Source organism: Sulfurovum sp. TSL6, from assembly GCF_019972115.1.
In the GTDB taxonomy this organism is placed as follows: Bacteria; Campylobacterota; Campylobacteria; order Campylobacterales; family Sulfurovaceae; genus Sulfurovum.
This window is the reverse complement of record NZ_BPFJ01000002.1, coordinates 392,557-413,552: the sequence shown is the minus strand read 5'-3', so window position 1 is coordinate 413,552 and position 20,996 is coordinate 392,557. Positions and strand designations below refer to the sequence as shown.

Annotated in this window: 20 protein-coding genes and 1 tRNA gene; 12 read left to right on the top strand and 9 right to left on the bottom strand. The window is 37.9% G+C overall.

The features are described from left to right. Positions 1-29 precede the first annotated feature (29 nt). The 7 genes from infB (at position 30) to LDM93_RS07000 (ending at position 8,505) form a co-directional block, all read left to right on the top strand. On the top strand, positions 30-2,696 hold the full coding sequence (gene infB / locus LDM93_RS07030) for a translation initiation factor IF-2 (protein WP_223891563.1): 2,667 nt from the start codon (positions 30-32) through the stop codon (positions 2,694-2,696). A 97-nt stretch (positions 2,697-2,793) separates the two neighbouring features. Beyond that, entirely contained in the window at positions 2,794-3,180 is a 387-nt protein-coding gene (gene rbfA / locus LDM93_RS07025) for a 30S ribosome-binding factor RbfA (RefSeq protein ID WP_223891561.1), read from the top strand. Beyond that, positions 3,170-3,601: a ribosome maturation factor RimP gene (rimP, locus tag LDM93_RS07020; protein ID WP_223891560.1), complete on the top strand. Its 432-nt coding sequence runs from the start codon at positions 3,170-3,172 to the stop codon at positions 3,599-3,601. Before rbfA ends, rimP begins: the two co-directional genes overlap by 11 nt. 30 nt (positions 3,602-3,631) lie before the next feature. Further along, a complete protein-coding gene (gene ribD / locus LDM93_RS07015; RefSeq protein ID WP_223891558.1) occupies positions 3,632-4,624 on the top strand; it encodes a bifunctional diaminohydroxyphosphoribosylaminopyrimidine deaminase/5-amino-6-(5-phosphoribosylamino)uracil reductase RibD in 993 nt (330 codons plus the stop codon). Continuing rightward, positions 4,614-5,351: a bifunctional demethylmenaquinone methyltransferase/2-methoxy-6-polyprenyl-1,4-benzoquinol methylase UbiE gene (gene ubiE, locus LDM93_RS07010; RefSeq protein WP_223891556.1), complete on the top strand. Its 738-nt coding sequence runs from the start codon at positions 4,614-4,616 to the stop codon at positions 5,349-5,351. Before ribD ends, ubiE begins: the two co-directional genes overlap by 11 nt. 25 nt (positions 5,352-5,376) lie before the next feature. Further along, positions 5,377-6,627 (top strand): exodeoxyribonuclease VII large subunit, encoded by a 1,251-nt coding sequence (gene xseA / locus LDM93_RS07005; RefSeq protein WP_223891554.1) that lies wholly within the window; start codon positions 5,377-5,379, stop codon positions 6,625-6,627. Positions 6,628-6,678: 51 nt separating this feature from the next. After that, positions 6,679-8,505: a bifunctional diguanylate cyclase/phosphodiesterase gene (locus LDM93_RS07000; protein WP_223891553.1), complete on the top strand. Its 1,827-nt coding sequence runs from the start codon at positions 6,679-6,681 to the stop codon at positions 8,503-8,505. A 662-nt stretch (positions 8,506-9,167) separates the two neighbouring features. On the opposite strand, the gene groL is transcribed toward LDM93_RS07000, so the two are convergent. Then, on the bottom strand, positions 9,168-10,796 hold the full coding sequence (gene groL, locus LDM93_RS06995; protein WP_223891551.1) for a chaperonin GroEL: 1,629 nt from the start codon (positions 10,794-10,796) through the stop codon (positions 9,168-9,170). Between the two features lie 17 nt (positions 10,797-10,813). Continuing rightward, a complete protein-coding gene (locus LDM93_RS06990; RefSeq protein WP_223891549.1) occupies positions 10,814-11,080 on the bottom strand; it encodes a co-chaperone GroES in 267 nt (88 codons plus the stop codon). A 216-nt stretch (positions 11,081-11,296) separates the two neighbouring features. Between LDM93_RS06990 and LDM93_RS06985 the strand changes: the two genes are divergently transcribed. Continuing rightward, positions 11,297-11,373, top strand: a tRNA-Met gene (locus LDM93_RS06985). Positions 11,374-11,577: 204 nt separating this feature from the next. Here the strand turns inward: LDM93_RS06985 and LDM93_RS06980 are convergent. Continuing rightward, positions 11,578-13,137, bottom strand: coding sequence for a hypothetical protein (locus LDM93_RS06980; protein WP_223891548.1), 1,560 nt, complete (start codon positions 13,135-13,137; stop codon positions 11,578-11,580). A gap of 333 nt (positions 13,138-13,470) precedes the next feature. Between LDM93_RS06980 and LDM93_RS06975 the strand changes: the two genes are divergently transcribed. Further along, positions 13,471-13,983: a hypothetical protein gene (locus LDM93_RS06975; RefSeq protein ID WP_223891547.1), complete on the top strand. Its 513-nt coding sequence runs from the start codon at positions 13,471-13,473 to the stop codon at positions 13,981-13,983. Then, entirely contained in the window at positions 13,983-14,438 is a 456-nt protein-coding gene (locus LDM93_RS06970) for a DUF2846 domain-containing protein (RefSeq protein WP_223891546.1), read from the top strand. The genes LDM93_RS06975 and LDM93_RS06970 overlap by 1 nt, the downstream gene beginning before the upstream one ends. A gap of 503 nt (positions 14,439-14,941) precedes the next feature. Here LDM93_RS06970 and LDM93_RS06965 read toward each other — a convergent pair. After that, positions 14,942-15,160 carry a YMGG-like glycine zipper-containing protein gene (locus LDM93_RS06965; RefSeq protein ID WP_223891545.1) on the bottom strand — a complete coding sequence of 73 codons (219 nt, stop codon included), beginning with the start codon at positions 15,158-15,160 and terminating at the stop codon, positions 14,942-14,944. A gap of 448 nt (positions 15,161-15,608) precedes the next feature. Between LDM93_RS06965 and LDM93_RS06960 the strand changes: the two genes are divergently transcribed. After that, positions 15,609-15,833 (top strand): CDGSH iron-sulfur domain-containing protein, encoded by a 225-nt coding sequence (locus tag LDM93_RS06960; RefSeq protein WP_223891544.1) that lies wholly within the window; start codon positions 15,609-15,611, stop codon positions 15,831-15,833. 76 nt (positions 15,834-15,909) lie between these two features. Here LDM93_RS06960 and LDM93_RS06955 read toward each other — a convergent pair whose 3' ends face one another. Together LDM93_RS06955 and LDM93_RS06950 are read right to left on the bottom strand one after the other, a co-directional pair. Then, complete coding sequence (locus LDM93_RS06955; RefSeq protein WP_223891541.1) at positions 15,910-16,260, bottom strand: DUF3147 family protein; 351 nt, start codon at positions 16,258-16,260, stop codon at positions 15,910-15,912. A gap of 26 nt (positions 16,261-16,286) precedes the next feature. Then, positions 16,287-16,715: a desulfoferrodoxin family protein gene (locus tag LDM93_RS06950; RefSeq protein WP_223891540.1), complete on the bottom strand. Its 429-nt coding sequence runs from the start codon at positions 16,713-16,715 to the stop codon at positions 16,287-16,289. Positions 16,716-16,952: 237 nt separating this feature from the next. Here LDM93_RS06950 and serS point away from each other — a divergent pair, with 237 nt between their 5' ends. Continuing rightward, positions 16,953-18,197 (top strand): serine--tRNA ligase, encoded by a 1,245-nt coding sequence (gene serS, locus LDM93_RS06945; protein WP_223891539.1) that lies wholly within the window; start codon positions 16,953-16,955, stop codon positions 18,195-18,197. A gap of 148 nt (positions 18,198-18,345) precedes the next feature. Here serS and LDM93_RS06940 read toward each other — a convergent pair whose 3' ends face one another. From LDM93_RS06940 to LDM93_RS06930, 3 genes are all read right to left on the bottom strand, one after another. Further along, the gene (locus LDM93_RS06940; RefSeq protein WP_223891538.1) at positions 18,346-18,597 is read right to left on the bottom strand and encodes a GlsB/YeaQ/YmgE family stress response membrane protein; all 252 of its coding nucleotides are present in this window, start codon (positions 18,595-18,597) and stop codon (positions 18,346-18,348) included. A 4-nt stretch (positions 18,598-18,601) separates the two neighbouring features. Next, a complete protein-coding gene (locus LDM93_RS06935) occupies positions 18,602-18,994 on the bottom strand; it encodes a carboxypeptidase-like regulatory domain-containing protein (RefSeq protein ID WP_223891537.1) in 393 nt (130 codons plus the stop codon). 303 nt (positions 18,995-19,297) lie between these two features. Beyond that, positions 19,298-20,848, bottom strand: a complete 1,551-nt coding sequence (locus LDM93_RS06930; protein ID WP_374706127.1) for a 2-isopropylmalate synthase — start codon at positions 20,846-20,848, stop codon at positions 19,298-19,300. Positions 20,849-20,996: the final 148 nt, after the last annotated feature.

The window sequence follows — 20,996 nt, the reverse complement described above, 5'->3', positions numbered from 1 at the left end:
TTGCATTATATTAAAGGAGTTAATCAAGAATGGATAAAGTTAAAATCCAAGAAATAGCAGATGAAGCAGGATTGTCAAATGGAGATTTGCTAGACAAAGCCAAAGAGTTAGGTTTTGATGTAAAAGCAGCCAACAGTACTATCAGCATGGAAAATGCTGGTATCCTCGTAGATTATGCGATTAGCGGTACATTACCAAAAGGGTTTAAAAAACCCGGTAGCAAATCAAAAATTACTGTAGTAAAGAAAAAAGTGGAAACTGTAGAGAAAAAAGCTTCAACTCCAGAAGTTGAAACTGAGGCTGCAGAAAAACCAGCACCTGAAACTACAGTCGAGACTCCTGAAGCGACAACGGAAGAGAAAGTTGAGACAGAGACTCCAGAAGTAACTGCAGAAAGCACGGAAGAGCCTGAAGTCAAAAAGGTGAAGAAACGCAAAGGTATCTCTGTTGTAAGCAAGAAAACAGAACCTGAAGTACCTGTTTCTGCAAAAGAAGCTGAAGAGGCACCAAAGAGAAAAACACTTTCTCGAGGCGGCATCAAAATTGTGAGAAAAGCAAAACCTGCACCTGCAAGAGCTGCAACGAAGATATCTATGGATGAGCAAACAGCTTATGTGGCAAAAAAGAAGCCAAAGAAAGTAGCTGAAGCCAGAGATACCGGTAAGAAAATAGATATTTTCAACCATGACAGTATGAGTGGTGATATCGATAGCGGTCTTGGTGGTGAAGAGGTAGTACTTTTAGACTTCTCTGATAAAAATATCTATGAAGATATGATGCGCCAAGAACAAAAACGTAAAGAAGAAGCGAAGAAAAGAGAAGCAGCAAGTGGTGGACCTGTTAAAGGTAAACAAGCATTCCGTCCTCAGAAAAAACGTTCACTTAAACGTGGCGGTAAACGTAAGAAGTATGAAAAAGTAGAAAATACTGAAGTAGTCACTTCTGTAGAAATCCCTGAAAACGTAAGGGTGTATGAGTTTGCTGAAAAAGTCAACCGTTCTATAGGTGAAGTGATCGGTGTACTTTTTGCATTGGGTATGATGGTAACAAAGAATGACTTTTTAAGTAAAGATGAAATCGAGATATTGGCCGAAGAGTTTGAAGTTGAAGTGACGACGGTTAATCCTCTTGATGAACTTGAAATTGTAGAGGATCAAGATGCCCAAGAGGATGAGGCGAATCTTGAAGAGAGACCACCTGTAATCACGATCATGGGACATGTTGACCACGGTAAGACCTCACTGCTTGACAGAATTCGTACGTCAAAAGTAGCAGATAAGGAAGCAGGCGGTATTACACAGCACGTAGGTGCTTACCAAGTAGAAAAAAATGGTAAGAAGATCACGTTTGTGGATACTCCGGGTCACGAAGCCTTTACAGAAATGCGTTCACGTGGAGCACAGGCAACAGATATTGTTATTATCGTTGTGGCAGCAGATGACGGTGTAATGCCTCAAACCAAAGAAGCGATCTCTCACACCAAAGCAGCGGGTGTACCTCTCATCGTTGCGATCAATAAAATGGATAAAGAGAGTGCAAACCCTGATAATGTGAAGGCCCAACTTTCTGAGATAGGTGTTATGGCAGCAGACTGGGGTGGAGAGTATGAATTCGTTCCTGTTTCAGCACATACGGGTATGGGTATAGATGACTTACTTGAAACGATTCTTTTACAAGCAGAAGTGATGGAACTCAAAGCCAACCCAAATAGAAAAGCAAAAGCGGTTGTGGTAGAAAGTTCTCTTGAAAAAGGCTTTGGACCAGTGGCCAATGTGATCATTAAAAATGGTACATTACACGTAGGTGATAATGTGATCGTAGGTAAGACATACGGGCGTATCAAAGCCATTAAATTGGATGACGGAAGTAATGTTAAAGAGATCGGTCCAAGTACACCGGCAGCTATTGTAGGACTGAATGAAGTGCCAGGCGCGGGTGATGAACTTATCGTGATGGATACAGATAAAGAAGTGCGGGAATTGGCTGAGAAAAGAGCGGAGTATGATAGAGCAAAAGCACTCTCCAAGAGTACAAAAGCATCGCTTGATGATCTTTCTGCACTTATTGCCGAAGGACAGCTCAAGTCACTTCCTGTGATTATCAAAGCAGATGTCCAAGGTTCCCTTGAAGCGATCAAAGGAAGCCTAGAGAAGCTTAGAAATGAAGAAGTAAAAGTTAATATTATTCATGAAGGTGTAGGTGGAGTCACAGAGAGTGATCTTACGCTTGCCGATGCATCTGAACATGCGGTTGTACTTGGATTTAATGTACGTCCGACAGGTGCAGTGAAGAAGAAATCAAAAGAGTTGGGTGTAGAGATACGTACGTATTCTATCATTTATGATCTTCTTGATGATGTAAAAGCACTACTTGGCGGTATGATGAGTCCTGTGATCTCTGAAGAAGTGACTGGACAGGCAGATGTACGTGAGACATTTGTTGTCGGTAAAGTGGGTACGATCGCCGGGTGTAAAGTGTCTGATGGTGTGATCACAAGAAACTCCAAAGCAAGACTTATCCGTGATGGTGTTGTAGTCTATGAAAGTAAGATTGCTTCATTGAAACGTTTCAATGAAGATGCGAAAGAAGTCAAGAATGGTTATGAGTGTGGTATCATGCTTGAAAACTTTAATGACATTAAAGAGGGTGATGTGATCGAAACATTTAAAGATGTTGAAGAGCAGGTTACATTATAGGACAGAATTTGAGCAAAGCCCAAATTACAACGTTGACATTGAGTTCTCTTCAGCAGAGTGCTCATACGACTAGTCGCATTTTAGGAAAGGTTCTAACATGACTCAAGAAGAGATTAAACGGCATAGGGTAGAGTCAGTACTCAAAGAGATCATTCCTGAGGCACTGGGTAGTTTGGACGATGAGCGTATTAACGGACTGACAGTGACTGATGTGGTCTGTTCAAAAGGTAGATCGGATGCTAAGGTTTATCTTGATACTTCATTTCTGAATGAAAAAGAACAGAATGAAGCACTCAGGCAATTACGAGCGGTCGCTGGGTATATACAAAACCATTGTAAGCAAAGTGAAGGGTGGTTCAAGGCCCCACGTTTTACGTTTGAATTTGATCATCAGTTAGAAAAAGTGAGTCGTATGGAAGACCTTTTTAAACAGATATCGACTAGAAAGTCTAATGATGATGAGGAGTCAAAAGATGAATCTTGAAACACAAATAGCTAAGATCATAGAAGCCAATGGTGCATCCTTGTATGATATAGAGATAGTGACAGAATTTGAAGAGACCATTTTTCGTGTTTTAGTGACAAAAACGGGTGGTGTAGATCTCGACTTGTGTGCAACTATTTCTCATGAGCTGTCCCCTTTTTTAGATGTACATCCCCCAATGAGTCAAAAATACCGTTTGGAGGTCAGTTCTCCGGGTATCGAAAGAAAGTTAACAAAACCTGTGCATTTTCAAAATGCTATCGGTGAAAAAGTGAAGCTCAAGATCTCAGGCGGTGACAAAGTGAAAGGAACACTCAAAAGTGCTGATAACGATGGTATCGTTGTGGAAACAAAGCAGGGTGATGAAAGATTTGAATATGGAGCATTAGGTACAGCAAAAACCTATTTTGACTGGAACTAGTTTTAGCTTTTACGTAAAGGAGAGGTTGCTGTGAGAGATGAATTTTATATGCAGCTTGCTCTGGATAAAGCTTGGGAATACCAAGGTTTAACATACCCCAATCCTGCAGTAGGTGCCGTAGTGACTCTTAAGGGTAATATTTTATCTATAGCTGCGCATCAAAAAGCAGGGACTTCCCATGCTGAAGTATTGGCTCTGCTCTCAGCCTATGAAACACTCTCAAACACATCTATAGATTTTGATCCCAATGATTCCCATAAGGCACATGCCTTTCTTTTAACACTTCCTAAAGATTTTTTTTCTCAATGCACTATTTATGTGACACTTGAACCTTGTTCTCATCAGGGGAAAACACCTTCTTGTGCTTCTTTATTGCAGTCACTTGCATTAAGCAGGGTAGTGATAGGTATAAAGGACCCTATAGAGGGGCATGACGGTGGCAGGAATAGACTGGAGCATGTAACCGTAGGTGTACTGGAAGAGGAGTGCAATGCTCTCATAGAGCCTTTTCTCATTTGGCAAAAGAGGGCCTTTGTATTGTTTAAACTGGCACAAACTACCAACGGACGTATCGGTGGTGGCTATTTGAGCTCTCAAGCTTCCCTGACCCATGTACATCAGCTAAGGGCAGTGTGTGATACATTGCTCATAGGTGGAAATACCGTAAGAGAAGACAGGCCTACTTTGGATTGCCGATTTATCCAAGCGCAGGCCCCTGATGTCAAGATCTATGCAAAAAAAGATTATTTCGATAGAGAGATTCCACTTTTCACTGTTGAGAAAAGGAGTGTAGAGATCATCAACACATTGGATTTTTTAGAGACACCTTCATTTGTCATGGTGGAAGGTGGTGAGGGTATGCTGGAAGCACTCAAAGAGAAGATAGATTGGGTCCTGCTTTACCAAACACCTAAGCTCTCTACGAATAATTTAACCTATAATACCACTATGAATTTACGTTTTTTACATCAAAACAAAAAAGATGTAGATCTGATGATATGGAGCAAACAAATTGGGCATTGAAAAACTCACAAATAAAGAAGAAAAACAAGAAAAAATTGTCACAATGTTTGATGATATCGCATCAACTTATGACCTGGCGAACAGGGTATTAAGCTTTGGTATCGATATACAGTGGCGTAAAAAAGGGTGTGATAAAGCCTTTGAGATCTTGGATAAAAAAGAGTTAACACAGGTGACAGATGTAGCGACAGGTACTGGTGATCTGCTCATTTACTGGAAAGAACAAGCCAAAAAAAATGGTGTAAACATCGAAAAATATGTAGGAGTTGATCCCTCTGTAGGTATGCTGGAAGTGGCAAGGAAAAAAGTAGATTTTGCAGAGTTTATTGAAGGTAAAGCGCAGAAGCTCCCTATAGCAGATGAGAGTACGGATGTTATTTCCATCTCTTATGGTATTCGTAACGTGGTAGATAGAGTAGAGGCACTGCAAGAGTTTAACCGTGCATTAAAGCCAAACGGGATTGTAGTGATCTTGGAATTTACAAAACAAGACAGAAGTGGTGTGGTCAACAAGATCGTTGATTTTGGTATGAAGAACGTGCTTCCACGAGTGGGTGGACTTATTTCAAAGAATTATGAAGCCTATAAATATCTTCCGGAATCGATAGAAGAGTTCTTAACCACAGAAATGTTAGCCAAAGAGTTGGAAGAAGCTGGATTTGAGATGAAATATATCAAATCTTTCTCTATGGGTATATCGACCCTTCTCGTGGCACAAAAAATATAACCAATAGATCAAAAAAAGGAGTACCATGAGTCAATCAATGATGAGTGTCTCCTCACTCAATACAAAAATAAAATCACTGCTAGAAGCCACATTTATGCATATCCTTGTTGAAGGTGAAGTGGCGTCCGTCACCTATCATACTTCAGGACATATCTATTTTTCCATTAAAGATCAGAAGAGCAGTATCAAATGTGTCATGTGGCGCTCTTCGGTTTCAAAATTGAAATTTCGTATAGAAAAAGGGATGCATATCGTCATAGAAGGTTCCGTAGGGGTCTATACACCCAGGGGTGAATATCAATTCTATGCGGTACATGTTGAACCTTATGGCAAGGGTGCTTTGGCATTGGCCTATGAACAGCTCAAAGAACGCTTAAAGGAAAAGGGGTACTTTGATGCACAAAGAAAAAAACCTATTCCTAAACATATCAGAAAAATCGCATTGGTCACAGCAAAAGAGAGTGCAGCACTTTATGATATGTTGAAAATCATAGAACAGCGTTGGCCTTTACTCGAAGTGATGATCGTCGATACATTGGTCCAGGGTGATGAAGCAGCTTCTCAGATAGCCCATGCTTTGCGTTATGCGGACAGTTTAGGTGTTGATGTCATCGTCGTAGGACGCGGCGGGGGAAGTGCAGAAGACCTGTGGTGCTTTAACGAAGAAATAGTAGCAGATGCTCTTTTTGCTATGCAAACACCAGTAGTAAGTGCCGTTGGACATGAAGTGGATGTGATGATAAGTGATTTTGTGGCAGATCTTCGTGCACCAACCCCGAGTGCAGCGATGGAGATGATACTTCCTGATATGAGAGAGATACTCTATACTTTAAATGATCTCAGTGAACGATTTACCTATGTGATGAATCAAAAGCTGCAGCACCTGGCACGTGAATTAAAACATACTGAAGAGATCTTATTACGCAGTTCGCCCAGCAGACAACTCAAAGAGATTCAGATGGAATTTATACGCTTAGAAGATGAATTTAAGAGAGTCATGACGTATAAGTTAGAGCGTTTTTCTTCTTCTTTACCTGAAATGGTTAAAAAGTATAGACAAAATCTGGTGTTCATACTGGAGCAAAAAAGCCAGTATTTAGAGTATATAAGTAAAAAACTGACGATGAATGATCCTAAACTGCAGTGTCGTAAAGGCTGGGCACAAATATCTGCAGAGGGTAAGACCATTGAACTGGGTGCCATAAAGGTCGATCAAAAATTTACGGTTCAAGATGCAGAAACACGAATAGAAGCATTATGTTTAAGTAAAACTTGAACTTGAATATTGGTATAATATAAGTTAGTTTAATAACTACAAGGGTAGGGGATGGATATCACATTGGAAAAACTTCAAGAGATACTAGTACAAATCACACAAGAGGAGTATGTAACAGTGGCAACACTGGTAATAGTACTTATATCCATTTTCTTTGTACTCTCTACCTATTTTCTCTCAAGACAAAAAAAGAAACTCAGAGTAACGCTTGATAATAATCTGAAGGTTTTTCAAAAGGCCTTTGATATTTCTGATGATGCCGTATTGATACTCTCTCCTAAAAATAATGTGATGTATGCAAGTAACGGCATGGTACGACTGCTGGACCTAAAAAGTGATTTTTTATCGAAATCATTAAAAAGTACGGTTCAGATAAAAGTAAAAAAAGAGTGGGTAGGGTTAGATCAATTTATTCAAGAGCATCGTACATCATCTAAAGATAAAGTGCTTGCATACCCTCATGTGACGTTAAAGATCTCAGAAGAAGATGAGATACCTGTGAATGTCTATTTGGATAGTATCGTGATGGAAATGCCAAAGGAGATGTTGTGTGATGTGATATCGATACAGGATCTAAGTAAAGCCAAGGAACGCTCTGCTGCGGACTTTAAACATCCACTGACACATTTACCCAATCAACTACAGGTCTACAATGATCTGCCGGCATTTTTATCGAAAGCGCATTTAGAAAAAAATAAATTGGCTTTAATGCTTATGAGTCTGGACAATCTTTCAAGGTTACGTTCCATTATCGGAGATGAACAGACCAATGATATACTTAAAAAATTTGCTACCTATTTGGAGACTTTGGCAAAGAATGTCAATGTATCGGTCTATCATACTTTTGATAACCATTTCTTACTGACCGTAACGAACTTGAACTCTATAGATGAGGCAAAAGTGTTTGTAGAAGATATTCAAAAGAAATTGTCCACATTTTATAAAATGGATGGAGTCCATTTGCATTTAACCGTTTCGGCAGGTATTGCTATCTATCCAGATAGTGGACATATACGTCTACTGCTTGATCATGGATATAAAGCGTTGGCAGAAGCAGAAAAAGAGGGTGACAATAACATCACCATATTCTTACCTGAAAAATTCACAGCTGCGTATGATGAATTAAGACTCCATAGTGATATGCCGAGTGCATTAAGCAACGGTGAATTTGAAGTATACTATCAACCTATTGTTAGGGCCCAGGATGAGGAAGTTGTAGCGGCCGAAGCCCTGATCCGATGGAAACATCCGCAATATGGTATGATCCCACCGGATGTCTTTATCTCTTTAATGGAGAAAACAGGTTTTATCGTGAAGTTGGGCCAATTTATACTGGATGAAGTACTCAAACAGCAAAAGCGTTGGGAACTGTTCAATTTTAAGAATATCGAGGTTTCGATTAACGTCTCCATGATTGAGATCAATACGGGTGAGTTTGTCCAGCATGTAGAAAGAAAACTGGCTGAGCATCAGCTTGATCCGGAATGTATCAAGTTTGAGATTACAGAGGGTATCGCCATGCTCAATGAAGCGCAGACTGTCAAATACTTTCTTGCATTAAAAAAATTGGGAGTCGGCATATCATTGGATGATTTCGGTACAGGGTATACCTCTTTTGGATACTTGAAGAAATTTCCCGCAGATATTTTAAAAATCGACAAAAGTCTGGTCGATTACATCTTAACCAACGAAGAAGATCAAAGAATTGTAAAAGCGATCATAGAATTGGCACATACTTTAGGCATGAAAATAGTGGTTGAAGGTATTGAAAATAAAGAAATGGTGGATATGATGATCTCTTATGGATGTGATTATATGCAAGGGTATCATTTCTCAAAACCATTACCTGTGTTTGAATTTCAAAAACTTATCAGATAATGGGTATTTGACAATCATTAGAACATATAGAGAAGCTACTGAACACTCTGTTTGGTAGCTTTCCCCCTAATTAATTATTCTCAATTCTATTTATGATTGAATGAATGACTTTTGTGAGTTTGGACGTAGTCGGAATGTCTTGTCCTGTTTCTCCAGTCTAGTTTTTAGCGTTAGTCATTGCCACAATAGCACCTGTAGTAATTACTAATGCTGTCAGGATACCAAAAAAGATATATTGTAACTCCATTCTCGTCCTTTCTTCTTTAATTATCAAATAACCAACTCATACCCTATACCGTTTCATCTTTAAAAACGTGACGGAAAAAGTTATAAAGGACAGAAACACTTATGGTCTTATCTAGAGGGAGGGGCTAGATAAGTATGCTTCTATTCTTTAAGTTATTTTGAGGCTGGAAGTATAGCCAATAAAGTGTTAATAAAGTGTAAATTTTTTACAAAAATTAAGCCAATTTTATCACTCTTTTTTTCTTATATTTCATCATTGGTTTGCTGATAGTATCCAATATTTGGATGACTTAATTTGATATATATTTGTTTTGAATAAAGGTGGTAGGATCTATTGGAAAAGAGAGTTTTAGAAGTTCACAAAACCTCTTTCTTCATGAGGTTTTGTGAGGTGTAAATCAGACGTAATGTCCGGGTTACATCATTCCTGGCATACCGCCCATACCACTCATATCTGGTTGTGCTGAAGGAGGTTCAGGTATATCTGAAACAGTCGCTTCAGTTGTCAGAAGTAACGAAGCAACAGATGTGGCATTTTGAAGTGCTACACGTTCTACTTTCAGTGGATCGATAATCCCTGCTTCAAGCATATTGACATACTCTCCTGTTGCAGCATTAAATCCTAAATTCGCATCGGTTGAATTAGCAATTTCATTTGCTACCACACCGGCATCAAATCCGGCATTTTGTGCTATCTGTTTGACCGGTGCAAATACTGCTCTTAAGATGATCTCTGCACCTACAGCCTCATCGTCTTTAAGATCAAGTTTCACGGCCTGGCTGGCTTTAATCAGTGCAGCCCCACCACCGATTACAATACCTTCATCTACAGCGGCTTTTGTAGCGGATAGTGCATCGTCAACTCTATCTTTTTTCTCTTTCATTTCAGTCTCAGTAGCAGCACCTACTTTGATCACGGCAACACCGCCAGAAAGTTTCGCTAGGCGTTCCTGGAGCTTCTCTTTATCATATTCACTGCTGGTGGTACCAATTTGTGTTTTTATCTCATTTACACGTGCAGCAACTGCATTTGCATCACCTTTTCCATCAACGATAACAGTATTGTCTTTGTCTATAACCACTCTTCCTGCTTGTCCAAGATCAGCGAGTGTTGCTTTCTCCAGTGTAAGACCAAGCTCTTCAGTGATCAGTGTTGCACCTGTCAAGATAGCGATATCTTTAAGCATTTCCTTCTTTCTGTCACCAAACCCTGGCGCTTTGACAGCCGTGATGTTAAGTACACCTTTTAGTTTATTAAGAACAAGTGTTGAGAGTGCCTCACCTTCAATATCATCTGCGATGATAAGAAGCGGTCTACCACTTTGTTGTACTTGTTCTAACATAGGCACTAAATCTTTGAGTGAAGTCACTTTACCATCTGTTAGAAGAATGATAGGTGTTTCAAGCTCACAGGTCATTTTTTCTGTGTTTGTGACAAAATAAGGAGAGATATACCCTCTGTCAAACTGCATACCTTCTACCACATCAAGGTCATCATTAATTCCTTTTGCCTCTTCTACAGTAATCACACCATCTTTTCCTACTCTATCCATAGCTTCAGCGATGAGATCACCGATCGTCTTATCAGAGTTTGCAGAGATCGTAGCCACTTGCGCGATCTCTTTTTTGTCTTTGACTTCTTTAGAGATCTTTTTGAGTTCTTCGATGATGGCAGCAGATGCTTTGTCCATACCTCTTTTCACTTCTATAGGATTTGCTCCGGCCGTAATGTTTCTAAGACCTTCTTTAAAAATAGCATGTGCAAGTACTGTTGCAGTAGTCGTACCGTCACCCGCTTCATCAGCAGTATTACTTGCTACTTCTTTGACCAGTTGTGCACCCATGTTTTCTAGAGAGTCTTCAAGTTCAATTTCTCTGGCAACACTCACACCGTCTTTTGTAATATGTGGTGCACCATAACTTTTTTGTATAAGAACGTTACGCCCTCTAGGCCCCATGGTTACCTTCACAGCATCGGCTAACTTTGTCACACCTTCAAAGAGACCTGATCTTGCTTTGTCTGAAAAAAATATTTCTTTTGCCATAAATTATCTCCTTAAAATTATTTGATTAAACCAAGCACTTCTTTGCTTGTTAATATGAGGTACTCTGTACCTTCGATCATGATTTCCATTCCGGTAAAGTTTGCAAAGACTACAGTATCATCTACATTAATACCATCCTCTTTTGCATCAGGACCAACTGCAATGACTTTTCCTTCTAGTGGTTTTTCTTTGGCTGTATCTGGAATATATAGCCCAGAAGCGGTTTGATTTGACTGCTCTTCACGAAGAACAAGTAGTCTGTCTTTTAATGGTTCAAATGCCATAGTAACTCCTTTATATATGATTACATTTTTATAGTTGCATTGTAGTGATTTTTTCTAAAAATGTCAATAAGTTTCTTTAAATTATTTAATTAATATGAGTGATATAGACTAAACTATTTGTAATCTAAAAAATATTAAGGGCTTTTTACCTTATTTTTATAAAATGTGTTGACAATAAAGGTATCTTTAGATAGAATTCCGTCTCTTCACAAACATGTCAAGGTAGCTCAGCTGGTTAGAGCGCTGGTCTCATAAGCCGGAGGTCGAGGGTTCAAGTCCCTCTCTTGACACCATTCAAATTATCAACAATCCCCTTATTTACTTAACTTCCTGAAGATTTATCAAAATAATGCACGTATTTGTATTTTTCAGTTTTTGAGCCGCAGGTCTAATTTTTTGTCCCGATTTTTGACCCGAATAAAAATGTCATTTTAAATCTATGAAGTCAGACAGTATTTCTATCTATAAAACTCAATTAATTGTATGAACTTACGATTTTAATCTCCAGTCAACCTTGCCAAGAAAAGGGCTTTGTCACTGTAGTTATCATGCAATGTACTATTACCAGCTACAACAATTTTCCCATCACTTTGTACCAGTACACTTTTCAACTGTGCATATCCACCACTCACAACAGCACTGATTCCATCAATACTTAATGTATTATCATATATGCCATCATTAGTAACACGTATTACAAAACCATCAGTATTAACAAAGCCAGCCATTACAATTTCGCCATTATCCAATAAACTTATGGCATGACCTGCGATTGAAGGAAAACCGTACTCTTTTTTGTATATTAATACCCCGTTTTCTGCAAAAGTAGTATCCATACTACCATCACTGTTGTAGCGTATCAATAATGCTGCATTCTCAATACTAGAATAAGACCACCTTGTCCCAGCAACAATAATTTTTCCATCATTTTGTATACGTACTGCTCTTCCTGATTCATAAATACTATTATACGTTACTACACCATTAGTTCCAAATGTATCATCTGGAGTTCCATCTGTATTAAGTCGTAATAACAATAGGTCAGTCAATGCTACACCAGGGTAAGCTTCTTCAGATGTACTTCCTGTAGTTACAATCTTCCCATCAGGCTGAACAGTAACCCCGTATGCAATATCCCAACCAATACCATCATATGTGGTTATCCCTGCGCTTCCAAAAGTGTTATCTATTGTACCATCACTGTTATATCTAGCTATTAGTGCCTGCACATCGGCCCCACCAATTGATACTTCTCCGGCTATAATTATCTTGCCATCACCTTGTATAGCTATGGCATATCCGTACTCACCATATTCACTAACATTGGTCGTGACAATACCATCTCCACCAAATGTTGTGTCGTAGGTTCCATCTGTATTTAAACGTATAATCAGGATATTTTTCTCTCCTGCACCAAATTCTCTAATGTATCCAACTAAAATAATTTTACCATCGTTTTGCAAAGCAACATCGTATGCTATTTCATGATCTCCACTATTATAAACAAGTGTACCATTATTAGCAAAATTTGTATCTAATGAGCCATCAGTAGTATATCTCTGAACAAGAACATCATCATTTAAACCATTGTATTGTCTCCCAACTACGACAATTTTCCCATCACTCTGTAACACAGAGCCTAAAGCTTCTTCATCAAAACCACTCGCTGCATCATCAAAAATGACAATACCTTCTTGACCAAAAGAGACATCAAGGTCCTCTGTTACAGTATAGGTACCTGAAAATACATTAGAATCGTTACCCTGACTATCTTCAACCCAAATATTATAATTATAAGAACCTGCTAATACTGTCGAAACTTCATAAAATGCTTCAAGTGTACCACTAGTAGCTCCCGGTGTAATATTTGTAGAGATATCTGCACCGCTGGACGTGGTTAACCTAACAGTAACTACATCACCATCAGGGTCTACAAAATCAAAAGTACCACCAATATATGTCGATCCCTTTCCTTCATTGATTGTTGCTGAAACTGGTGTAACAATATTTAAGTTTGAAATGACAGGACTCACGCCCTCTGGCACTGGTTCTGGCATTGGTTCACTACTACTTCCACCACTTCCACCACATGCTGTGATAAGTATTCCGATACTTGTAAGTAAAAGTATTTTAAATGGTTTCATAATTATTTCCTTTTAACTATTTATAATATTACTATATTAATATAATATCGTAATATAAAATTATAGTATAGCCACAAATCTTTTTTCTGTAGGTCTTTGAACGTACCTGACCAACAACTCATATGGACAAGAATCTAGTTCTTAGTGTCTTAAAATGGTATGTTGAGAGAAGAATAAATGTTTTACCTTTAATTCATTTCAAGAATTAGTCTATAATTAAAAAATAAGAACTTAGGAAGGATAAATATGGATAAGTACGGAAAAGCTTTTATACTCTTCCTAAGCATAATACTTATGTTTACAGGCTGTGCAACATCAACAATTATAGTAAAACCCGATGTAAAAGATACCCATGTGTCTAAAAAATCATTATTGAGTGGTACAATAGATTATGATAAAACTAATAAAGACTATCTTCCTACAATGATAGAGAAAGGTAATACAAATCTTACACTTAGATATAGGTATACGGTTAAATACAATACTGAAGGTGTAGAACATGATGCCTTGAATTTATTTAATCCTTTGCTCTTTGTAGGATTTCCACTAAGTGAATCAGATTTATTAGTAAGTGGAAAATTAACTGTATTAAAGTATGGAAAAGTGATAGAAACCTATGAATCCTCTTGTGTTGCAAAGGATACAAGGAACTTATTTGATACCGGTGGGAGTAGTGAAGATAGAAAAAAATGTTTGTTGAAAATAAGATACAATATTGATACACAAATTTCGAATAAATATAAAAAGAGGGAGAGGTGATGAAAACTATATTTAAATCTACATCATTAGTAATAATAGGGGTGAGTAGTACTTTTTTATTATTAGGATGTTCAGCTAAAGGTCCTAAGTTTACTGAAATGGAAAAAATTGAAAAAAACAAGAGTGTAGTATATGTCTATCGACCTTCTGCTTTTGTTGGGGGTGGAGTTACTTATGATGTACATGCAAAAAAATCTGATGGATCTGATGTCGTAATAGGTAATTTGAAGAGTGGTGGTTATCTAAAATATAAGACAAAACCTGATGAAATAGAGTTTTGGGCAAAAACAGAATCAACAAGTTCTGTAACAATTGATGCACAGGCAAATAAAATGTATTGTATCAAAGGTGAAGTAGGTGTAGGATTTTTTGTTGGAAGACCGCACTTAAGAATTGTTGATAATGCATTATGTATGGAAGAATTAAAATCTACATCTTTATCTGTTGACGAATAATCAGATTTAACGGGTAGGTAGTATCATTGTTATTTCAAATAATTTTAAGTATAACTCAAAAAAGTTTGTCTAAGGAAACCTAGCTGAATCGACCTTGAAAGACTTCAAAAAAAGACCCATTTTTGACTCAATAGTTTTATGAAACAGCTCTTTCGTAAGGGTTCTGTAGGACATCGTCAGTTCATCTAGCTTACTCATAAGCCGGAGGTCGAGGGTTCAAGTGCCTCTCTTGACACCATTCAAATCAAATTATCAACAAATCCTTTATTTACTTAACTTCCTGAAGATTAATCAAAATAATTCACATATTTATATTTTCCAGTTTTTGACCCTCGGGTCTAATCTTTTGTCCCAAATTTGTCCCGATTTTTGTTTCTAAACTTTAAAAAAGATTTTATTTAAAAATTTAAGTAGATTGTATAGTAGAGTAATTCTATTATGCGTTAGATCGGAGAACTTGTATTAGAATCTAGTTCTCCTGATTGTTAAAAAGGGTGTTTATCTTATTTTGTGTCTTCGTAATATCCAACACCTGCACCTATAGCTGTACCAACGGCTGCTGATTTAAGTACTGAACGTCCAGATACAGCACCAACCACTGCTCCAGTACCGGCTCCAATCAGAGCACCTTTTTGTGTTTTTGGGCCAGGCTGAGCACATCCTGACATCATTCCTGCAACTGAAATAGCAACTAAAATGTTTTTAATGTTTAATCTTTTCATAATTATGCTCCTTTTTATTTATAGAATATTATGAAAGTGTGTAATGCCTGTGCAGTAATTTTTTGTATGTAAACTAGATGAATCGGAGGTTGAATTGTAATTAAGCACCGGATATAAGAGCTTTTTATATGTTTTAAAAATGCTTCGGGTCTTTCATTGAAAAAATTAGAAAAAATCTTACGAGAAAAAACCGTACAAAGTGATATATTGTATTGCGTACGTTGCTTTTTTGTTTTAAAAGGTTGCATGGACTTATTGGCATAGCGTACTGATTCTGTATTCACAGAATTTGAACTTCATGGTACAATAAGTCGTAAAGCCTATAACATGCTGTTCCCTTAAAATACTAAAAAGAGGTGGCTCTGCTGTAGGTGATGAAGTAAAGACCAATCTTGAGATTGAAGGTATAAAACCGTAAGTAAATAAATCAGTCAAAAAAGGACACATAATGGCAACACCAGTAAAAGTCAAGTTAGAAGCAAATAAAACACACTATTTCTGTACTTGTGGTAACAGTGCAGACGGAGTACTGTGTGACGGCACCCATAAAGGTACAAGCTATAAACCACAGCCATTTACTGTAGATACAACAAAGGAGTATTCTCTGTGTGCCTGTAAAAAAGTGGAAACCTTCCGTTTTGTGATGGAACACATAGGACATTGTAAAGAGTGACTTATATCAAGGCAATCATTTGTAAAATTTTGTACATTTCATCTCTCAAAAGGGTGTCGGACAAACATCTGAATATTTATGCTCTAATGCCTAATTTATGGAGAAGAAAGATGACACTGTAATAAGCAAAAACAGTTAAAAAGATCGAGATAAGCATACTTGGATAAAAGCTGAGCCCTTTTTTTATTAGAAAAGGAAAAGAGATAAACAGTGTCATGGATGGGGCAATGAGCCAAACAATGTTTTGTGAAAACTCCACTGCCTTGTTGCTGCTGTTTGTGTCTATATACATCCATGTCATAGCCAATATGGATACCAAAGGGATAGCTGCCAAAATGGCACCTATCAAACTGCTTCTCTTGGAAATCTCAGATATCAATACAATCAAAATCGTAGTAATAACGAGTTTTGTTATATAGTAAGCCAATGGTCACTTCCTTTGTTTATATTAGATTATAATGTTACCGTTGTTGTCCAAATACCATGTAGATTACAACCTGATTTTGCTTTTAATACTTTGACATTATCAAGTTTCACTGCAAATGAAGCTGCACCACGTGAAATTTCTGGTTCAAGTGTACTTTTACCTACCAGTTTATCATCTGCATAAAGCTCTATAAAGTCAATCCAGTGATCTGGTGTGCTTGGATGAATGATCCCACCTTGACCTACAGTGATCTCAACTAGTGTATATCCATTGGCATCTTTTTCTTTTAGTGTTACAAGTGGAGAGTGTTTGAGTTCACCTTTGTCCATATTTGATGGATCTTTTGGTTTCATCTCCATACGATTCATATGTGCTACGCCCATTTTTGCTTCAGCACTTACTGCTGCCATCATTGCTGTCACACCTGCAACTTTTAATGCATCTCTTCTATTCATCTCTATTCCTTTTTTTATGATTATAACTAGTGAACACTATATAAAAAATTTTCTTAAGTTCATCTAATCCATCATTCTTGCATATGGAGTACATAAAGTAAAATACCTATAACTATTTTTCTTCATTGTGTTTATAGATGAATCGTCATATATAGTCATAGTATAGGGTAATCGGTAATCTTATTCTCAACACTTTCCACTATAATTTTATAAACATTCCACATCTAGGTAAATATGATGATTGATTTAAAATATCTTCAAAACAATTTTGACGAAGCCAGTGCAAAACTGCAAAAAAAAGGTGTAGATACAGCTACGCTTGAAAATCTTAAAAGTCTTTTTGCATCTCTAAAAGAAGCCAATGCTACATTGGAAGCTGCAAAAGCAGAGCAGAACAGTATGTCTAAACTTTTTGGCCAGTATATGCGTGAAGGTAAAGACATTACTGAACTTAAAGCAAAGGTGGATGCAAATAAAGAAGCGATGGGTCCTCTTCAAGAGAAGGCGAGGAAAGCGGAAGAAGCACTCTATAATGTTGCACTTGCAATGCCTAACTTTCCGGACGACAGTGTGCCGGAGGGTGCGGATGAAGAAGATAATGTAGAACTTCGTAAAGTATTAGAGCCAAAAAGTTTCTCTTTTGAACCCAAAGAGCACTGGGCTTTAGCCGAGGCTAATGGATGGATAGACTTTGAACGTGGAGTGAAACTTGCCAAAAGTCGTTTCTCTGTACTTCGTGGTGAAGCTGCAAAACTGGAAAGAGCGCTTATTAACTTCTTCCTGGACACGAATGCTGCAAAAGGATTTGAAGAGCTTTGTGTACCGTTTATGAACAATGCTACAATGCTTCAAGGTACAGGACAGCTGCCTAAGTTTGAAGATGATCTTTTTAAAGTAGAGGGAGAAGATCTTTACCTTATTCCTACAGCAGAAGTGCCATTGACCAATATGTACCATGATGAGATACTTACAGAGAAAGAGCTTCCTGTATTGATGACAGGGTACACACCATGTTTCAGAAAAGAAGCGGGATCGGCAGGACGTGACACACGCGGTATGATACGCCAACACCAGTTCGATAAAGTAGAGATGGTGGCCATTGCGCATCCGGATAAATCGGATGAGGTATTTGAAATGATGGTACAAAATGCTTCAGATATATTGACATCACTAGGTCTGCCTCACAGGGTGGTAGAACTTTGTCATGGTGACCTAGGTTTCTCTGCCGCAACTACTATTGACCTGGAAGTTTGGCTCCCGGGACAAAACAAATACCGCGAAATATCTTCTATCTCTAATACAAGAGATTTCCAAGCAAGACGTGCAAAGATCCGTTTTAAAGACGGTAAGAAAAACAGTTTTGTACACACACTAAATGGCTCGGCACTCGCGGTAGGACGTACTCTGATCGCTATTATGGAGAATTATCAGAATGAAGATGGAACAATCTCTATCCCTACTGTTCTTCAAAAGTATATGTAATTTATAAACCTCGGGTTTCTTTCGAGGATTTTTATTAAATAACTATAAATAGGCAGATTGAACTGCCTATTTGCTGCCACAATTATTAATCTTTTTCTTCTTTTATCCCCTCTAACATAAGTTATCAACTTTTTATATTCTTTTTCTATTATACCTGTTTAATAAGCCTGATAATGAATAGCAATATAATGGCCCCGGCAGTTGCTGTAATAATTGAACCAATTAAACCTCCTGTAGAAATGCCAAGTAAGCTAAATACAAAGCCTCCAACTACTGCACCAATAATTCCGATAACGATATTACCAAGCAGACCAAAGCCACCACCTTTTATTAAAGTTCCGGCCAACCAACCTGCTACTGCACCTATGACTAAAAAAATCACTAATCCTGTTATATCCATTGTATCACCTCTTTTGTAAGCTATCACCTTCATTATTTAAGCATAATGTAACTGTTCCAATATCGCTAATTTGTTTTGGCATAACAGTTACATTAGGAATACTACCTATATTATGTCCGTCTTGTGTTACAACCAAGTTGTATGTACCTGACTGAACATGACTCATTTTAAAATTGCCAACTGAACCTGTAATGGCCTCAAAAGAAGAGCCAGGTATATAAACCCTAACACCTTCACTCGAACCTAAAACTAAACACGTATTAATTTGACCAACAATGTCACCCGTATATACTGGATTATCATAATTTGAACTAGGTGCATCTGCAATAGTTTGACTACCTATACCGAGAACCAAAAGCATTAAAAACAATCCTTTATAAAAAAAAGACTTCTTCATTATATATCCCTTTTATTGCGTTAACTTTTTATTTTTATCACAATCCTTATATAAACGAACACCTAATTATAACTATATCAAATATTTAAACATAAAGCAAATATATGTAAAAGATGGTGAGAAACAGTTTTGTATATATTTTAAATGGCTCAGCATTTGAGGTAAGCCGTATAATAGTGGCTATTATAGAGATTTATCGAAATGAAAATGGAATGAAAGAGATTACTGAGGTATGTAAAAAATATATGTGGATGAAATGCCTCGGGATTATCCCGAGGATGTAGTATAGTTTGAGAGAAAAGCTTACACAGTTTTAGAACTGTCACTATGACGAGACTTTAACTTCCCTTTCATGCTCAAATAGGAATTTAAAGCACCGATGTAGGCTCTTGCAGAGGCCAGCATCGTGTCTATGTTCAATCCGTGCCCTATGATGGCAGGTTCACCGTTAAATGAGACTTTAACGGTTACATTTGCCAAGGCATCTTTCCCTTCACTTACTGATTTTACTTTGTAGTCCATTAATTGACCCTCATAGCCGGAGATTCTGTCTATGGTTTTAAAGACCGCATCGATCGTTCCTTCACCTATACCTGCATCAATGATCTCATTCTCATCTTTTTTGATACTGACAGCTGCAGAGGGTACACCATTGGAACAATCCATTAACTGTAAAGAGACCAATTCAAATACTTTAGGTGCCGTAGTCATCTCATCAGTGACCAAAGCCCTTAAGTCATCATCATAAATATCTTTTTTCTTATCTGCCATGATCTTAAAGCGTTCAAAAGAGGCATTTAATGCCTCATCACTTAAAGTAAACCCTAACTTGGTCAATTTGTCTTTAAAGGCTGCACGGCCAGAATGCTTACCTAAGACCAACGTGTCATCCATATCTAATCCGATATCTTCAGGACGGATGATCTCATAGGTCTCTTTATTTTTCAACATACCGTCTTGGTGTATGCCGCTCTCATGTGCAAAAGCATTTTTACCGACAATGGCTTTGTTTGGCTGAGGTTCTATGCCTGTAATGTTGGCAATTAAACGGCTTGATGGATAGATCTCTTTTGTATTGATATTTGTTTGATAGTCTGCAAAAACATCAGAACGTGTTTTTAATGCCATGACTATCTCTTCAAGTGCAGCATTTCCTGCTCTCTCACCTAAACCGTTGATGGTACACTCTACCTGTCTTGCACCATTGATCACAGCCTCTAAAGAGTTTGCGACACCCAAACCTAAGTCATTGTGATTATGTACAGAAATGATCGCTCTGCCTTTGGTGTATTCACTCATCTCTTTGACCATGGCACCGATTTCAAAAGGAAGTCTGAACCCGACTGTATCGGGCAAGTTTATGGTACTTGCACCTGCCTCTATGACAGCATCAGATATCTCTTTCATAAAACCGATATCTGAACGGCCTGCATCTTCACAGGAAAACTCTACGTCATCCACAAATGTACGGGCATATTCAACAGCTCTTACAGCTCTTTTGATCACTTCATCAGGTTTCATCTTAAGCTTATGTTCCATATGTATGCTTGACGTGGCGATGAATGTATGGATACGTCTCATCTTTGCTTTGGCTATGGCTTCCCCTGCCGCTTTCACATCTGAGTCAATGGCTCTGGCTAAAGAACAAACCGTCGAGTTTGTCACCCGTTGTGATATTTTATCGATCGCATCAAAATCTCCGGGACTTGCAGCTGCAAATCCCGCTTCAATGATGTCTACACCCAAACGCTCCAACTGTGCAGCGATCTGGATCTTTTCTTCAGTGTTCATGGAAGCCCCGGGGCTTTGCTCACCGTCTCTTAATGTGGTATCAAATATTTTTATGGTTTCCATTCTGTTTCTCCTCATAATGCGGCAACGCCACATTATTATTCCTCTCACTCAAGCTACACCTAGCAGTGAGGGATAATAACATACTCTTTTAAAGTATGGGTGTAAATGATTGTCTAATTCTACCTAAATTGTAGTTATTAGAAACTAA

Coding starts and splice junctions, on each gene's coding strand:
- infB (WP_223891563.1), top strand. CDS start 30: ATGGATAAAGTTAAAATCCAAGAAATAGCAGATGAAGCAGGATTGTCA.
- rbfA (WP_223891561.1), top strand. CDS start 2,794: ATGACTCAAGAAGAGATTAAACGGCATAGGGTAGAGTCAGTACTCAAA.
- rimP (WP_223891560.1), top strand. CDS start 3,170: ATGAATCTTGAAACACAAATAGCTAAGATCATAGAAGCCAATGGTGCA.
- xseA (WP_223891554.1), top strand. CDS start 5,377: ATGAGTCAATCAATGATGAGTGTCTCCTCACTCAATACAAAAATAAAA.
- LDM93_RS07000 (WP_223891553.1), top strand. CDS start 6,679: ATGGATATCACATTGGAAAAACTTCAAGAGATACTAGTACAAATCACA.
- groL (WP_223891551.1), bottom strand. CDS start 10,796: ATGGCAAAAGAAATATTTTTTTCAGACAAAGCAAGATCAGGTCTCTTT.
- LDM93_RS06990 (WP_223891549.1), bottom strand. CDS start 11,080: ATGGCATTTGAACCATTAAAAGACAGACTACTTGTTCTTCGTGAAGAG.
- LDM93_RS06980 (WP_223891548.1), bottom strand. CDS start 13,137: ATGCCAGAACCAGTGCCAGAGGGCGTGAGTCCTGTCATTTCAAACTTA.
- LDM93_RS06975 (WP_223891547.1), top strand. CDS start 13,471: ATGGATAAGTACGGAAAAGCTTTTATACTCTTCCTAAGCATAATACTT.
- LDM93_RS06970 (WP_223891546.1), top strand. CDS start 13,983: ATGAAAACTATATTTAAATCTACATCATTAGTAATAATAGGGGTGAGT.
- LDM93_RS06965 (WP_223891545.1), bottom strand. CDS start 15,160: ATGAAAAGATTAAACATTAAAAACATTTTAGTTGCTATTTCAGTTGCA.
- LDM93_RS06960 (WP_223891544.1), top strand. CDS start 15,609: ATGGCAACACCAGTAAAAGTCAAGTTAGAAGCAAATAAAACACACTAT.
- LDM93_RS06950 (WP_223891540.1), bottom strand. CDS start 16,715: ATGAATAGAAGAGATGCATTAAAAGTTGCAGGTGTGACAGCAATGATG.
- serS (WP_223891539.1), top strand. CDS start 16,953: ATGATTGATTTAAAATATCTTCAAAACAATTTTGACGAAGCCAGTGCA.
- LDM93_RS06940 (WP_223891538.1), bottom strand. CDS start 18,597: ATGGATATAACAGGATTAGTGATTTTTTTAGTCATAGGTGCAGTAGCA.
- LDM93_RS06935 (WP_223891537.1), bottom strand. CDS start 18,994: ATGAAGAAGTCTTTTTTTTATAAAGGATTGTTTTTAATGCTTTTGGTT.
- LDM93_RS06930 (WP_374706127.1), bottom strand. CDS start 20,848: ATGGAAACCATAAAAATATTTGATACCACATTAAGAGACGGTGAGCAA.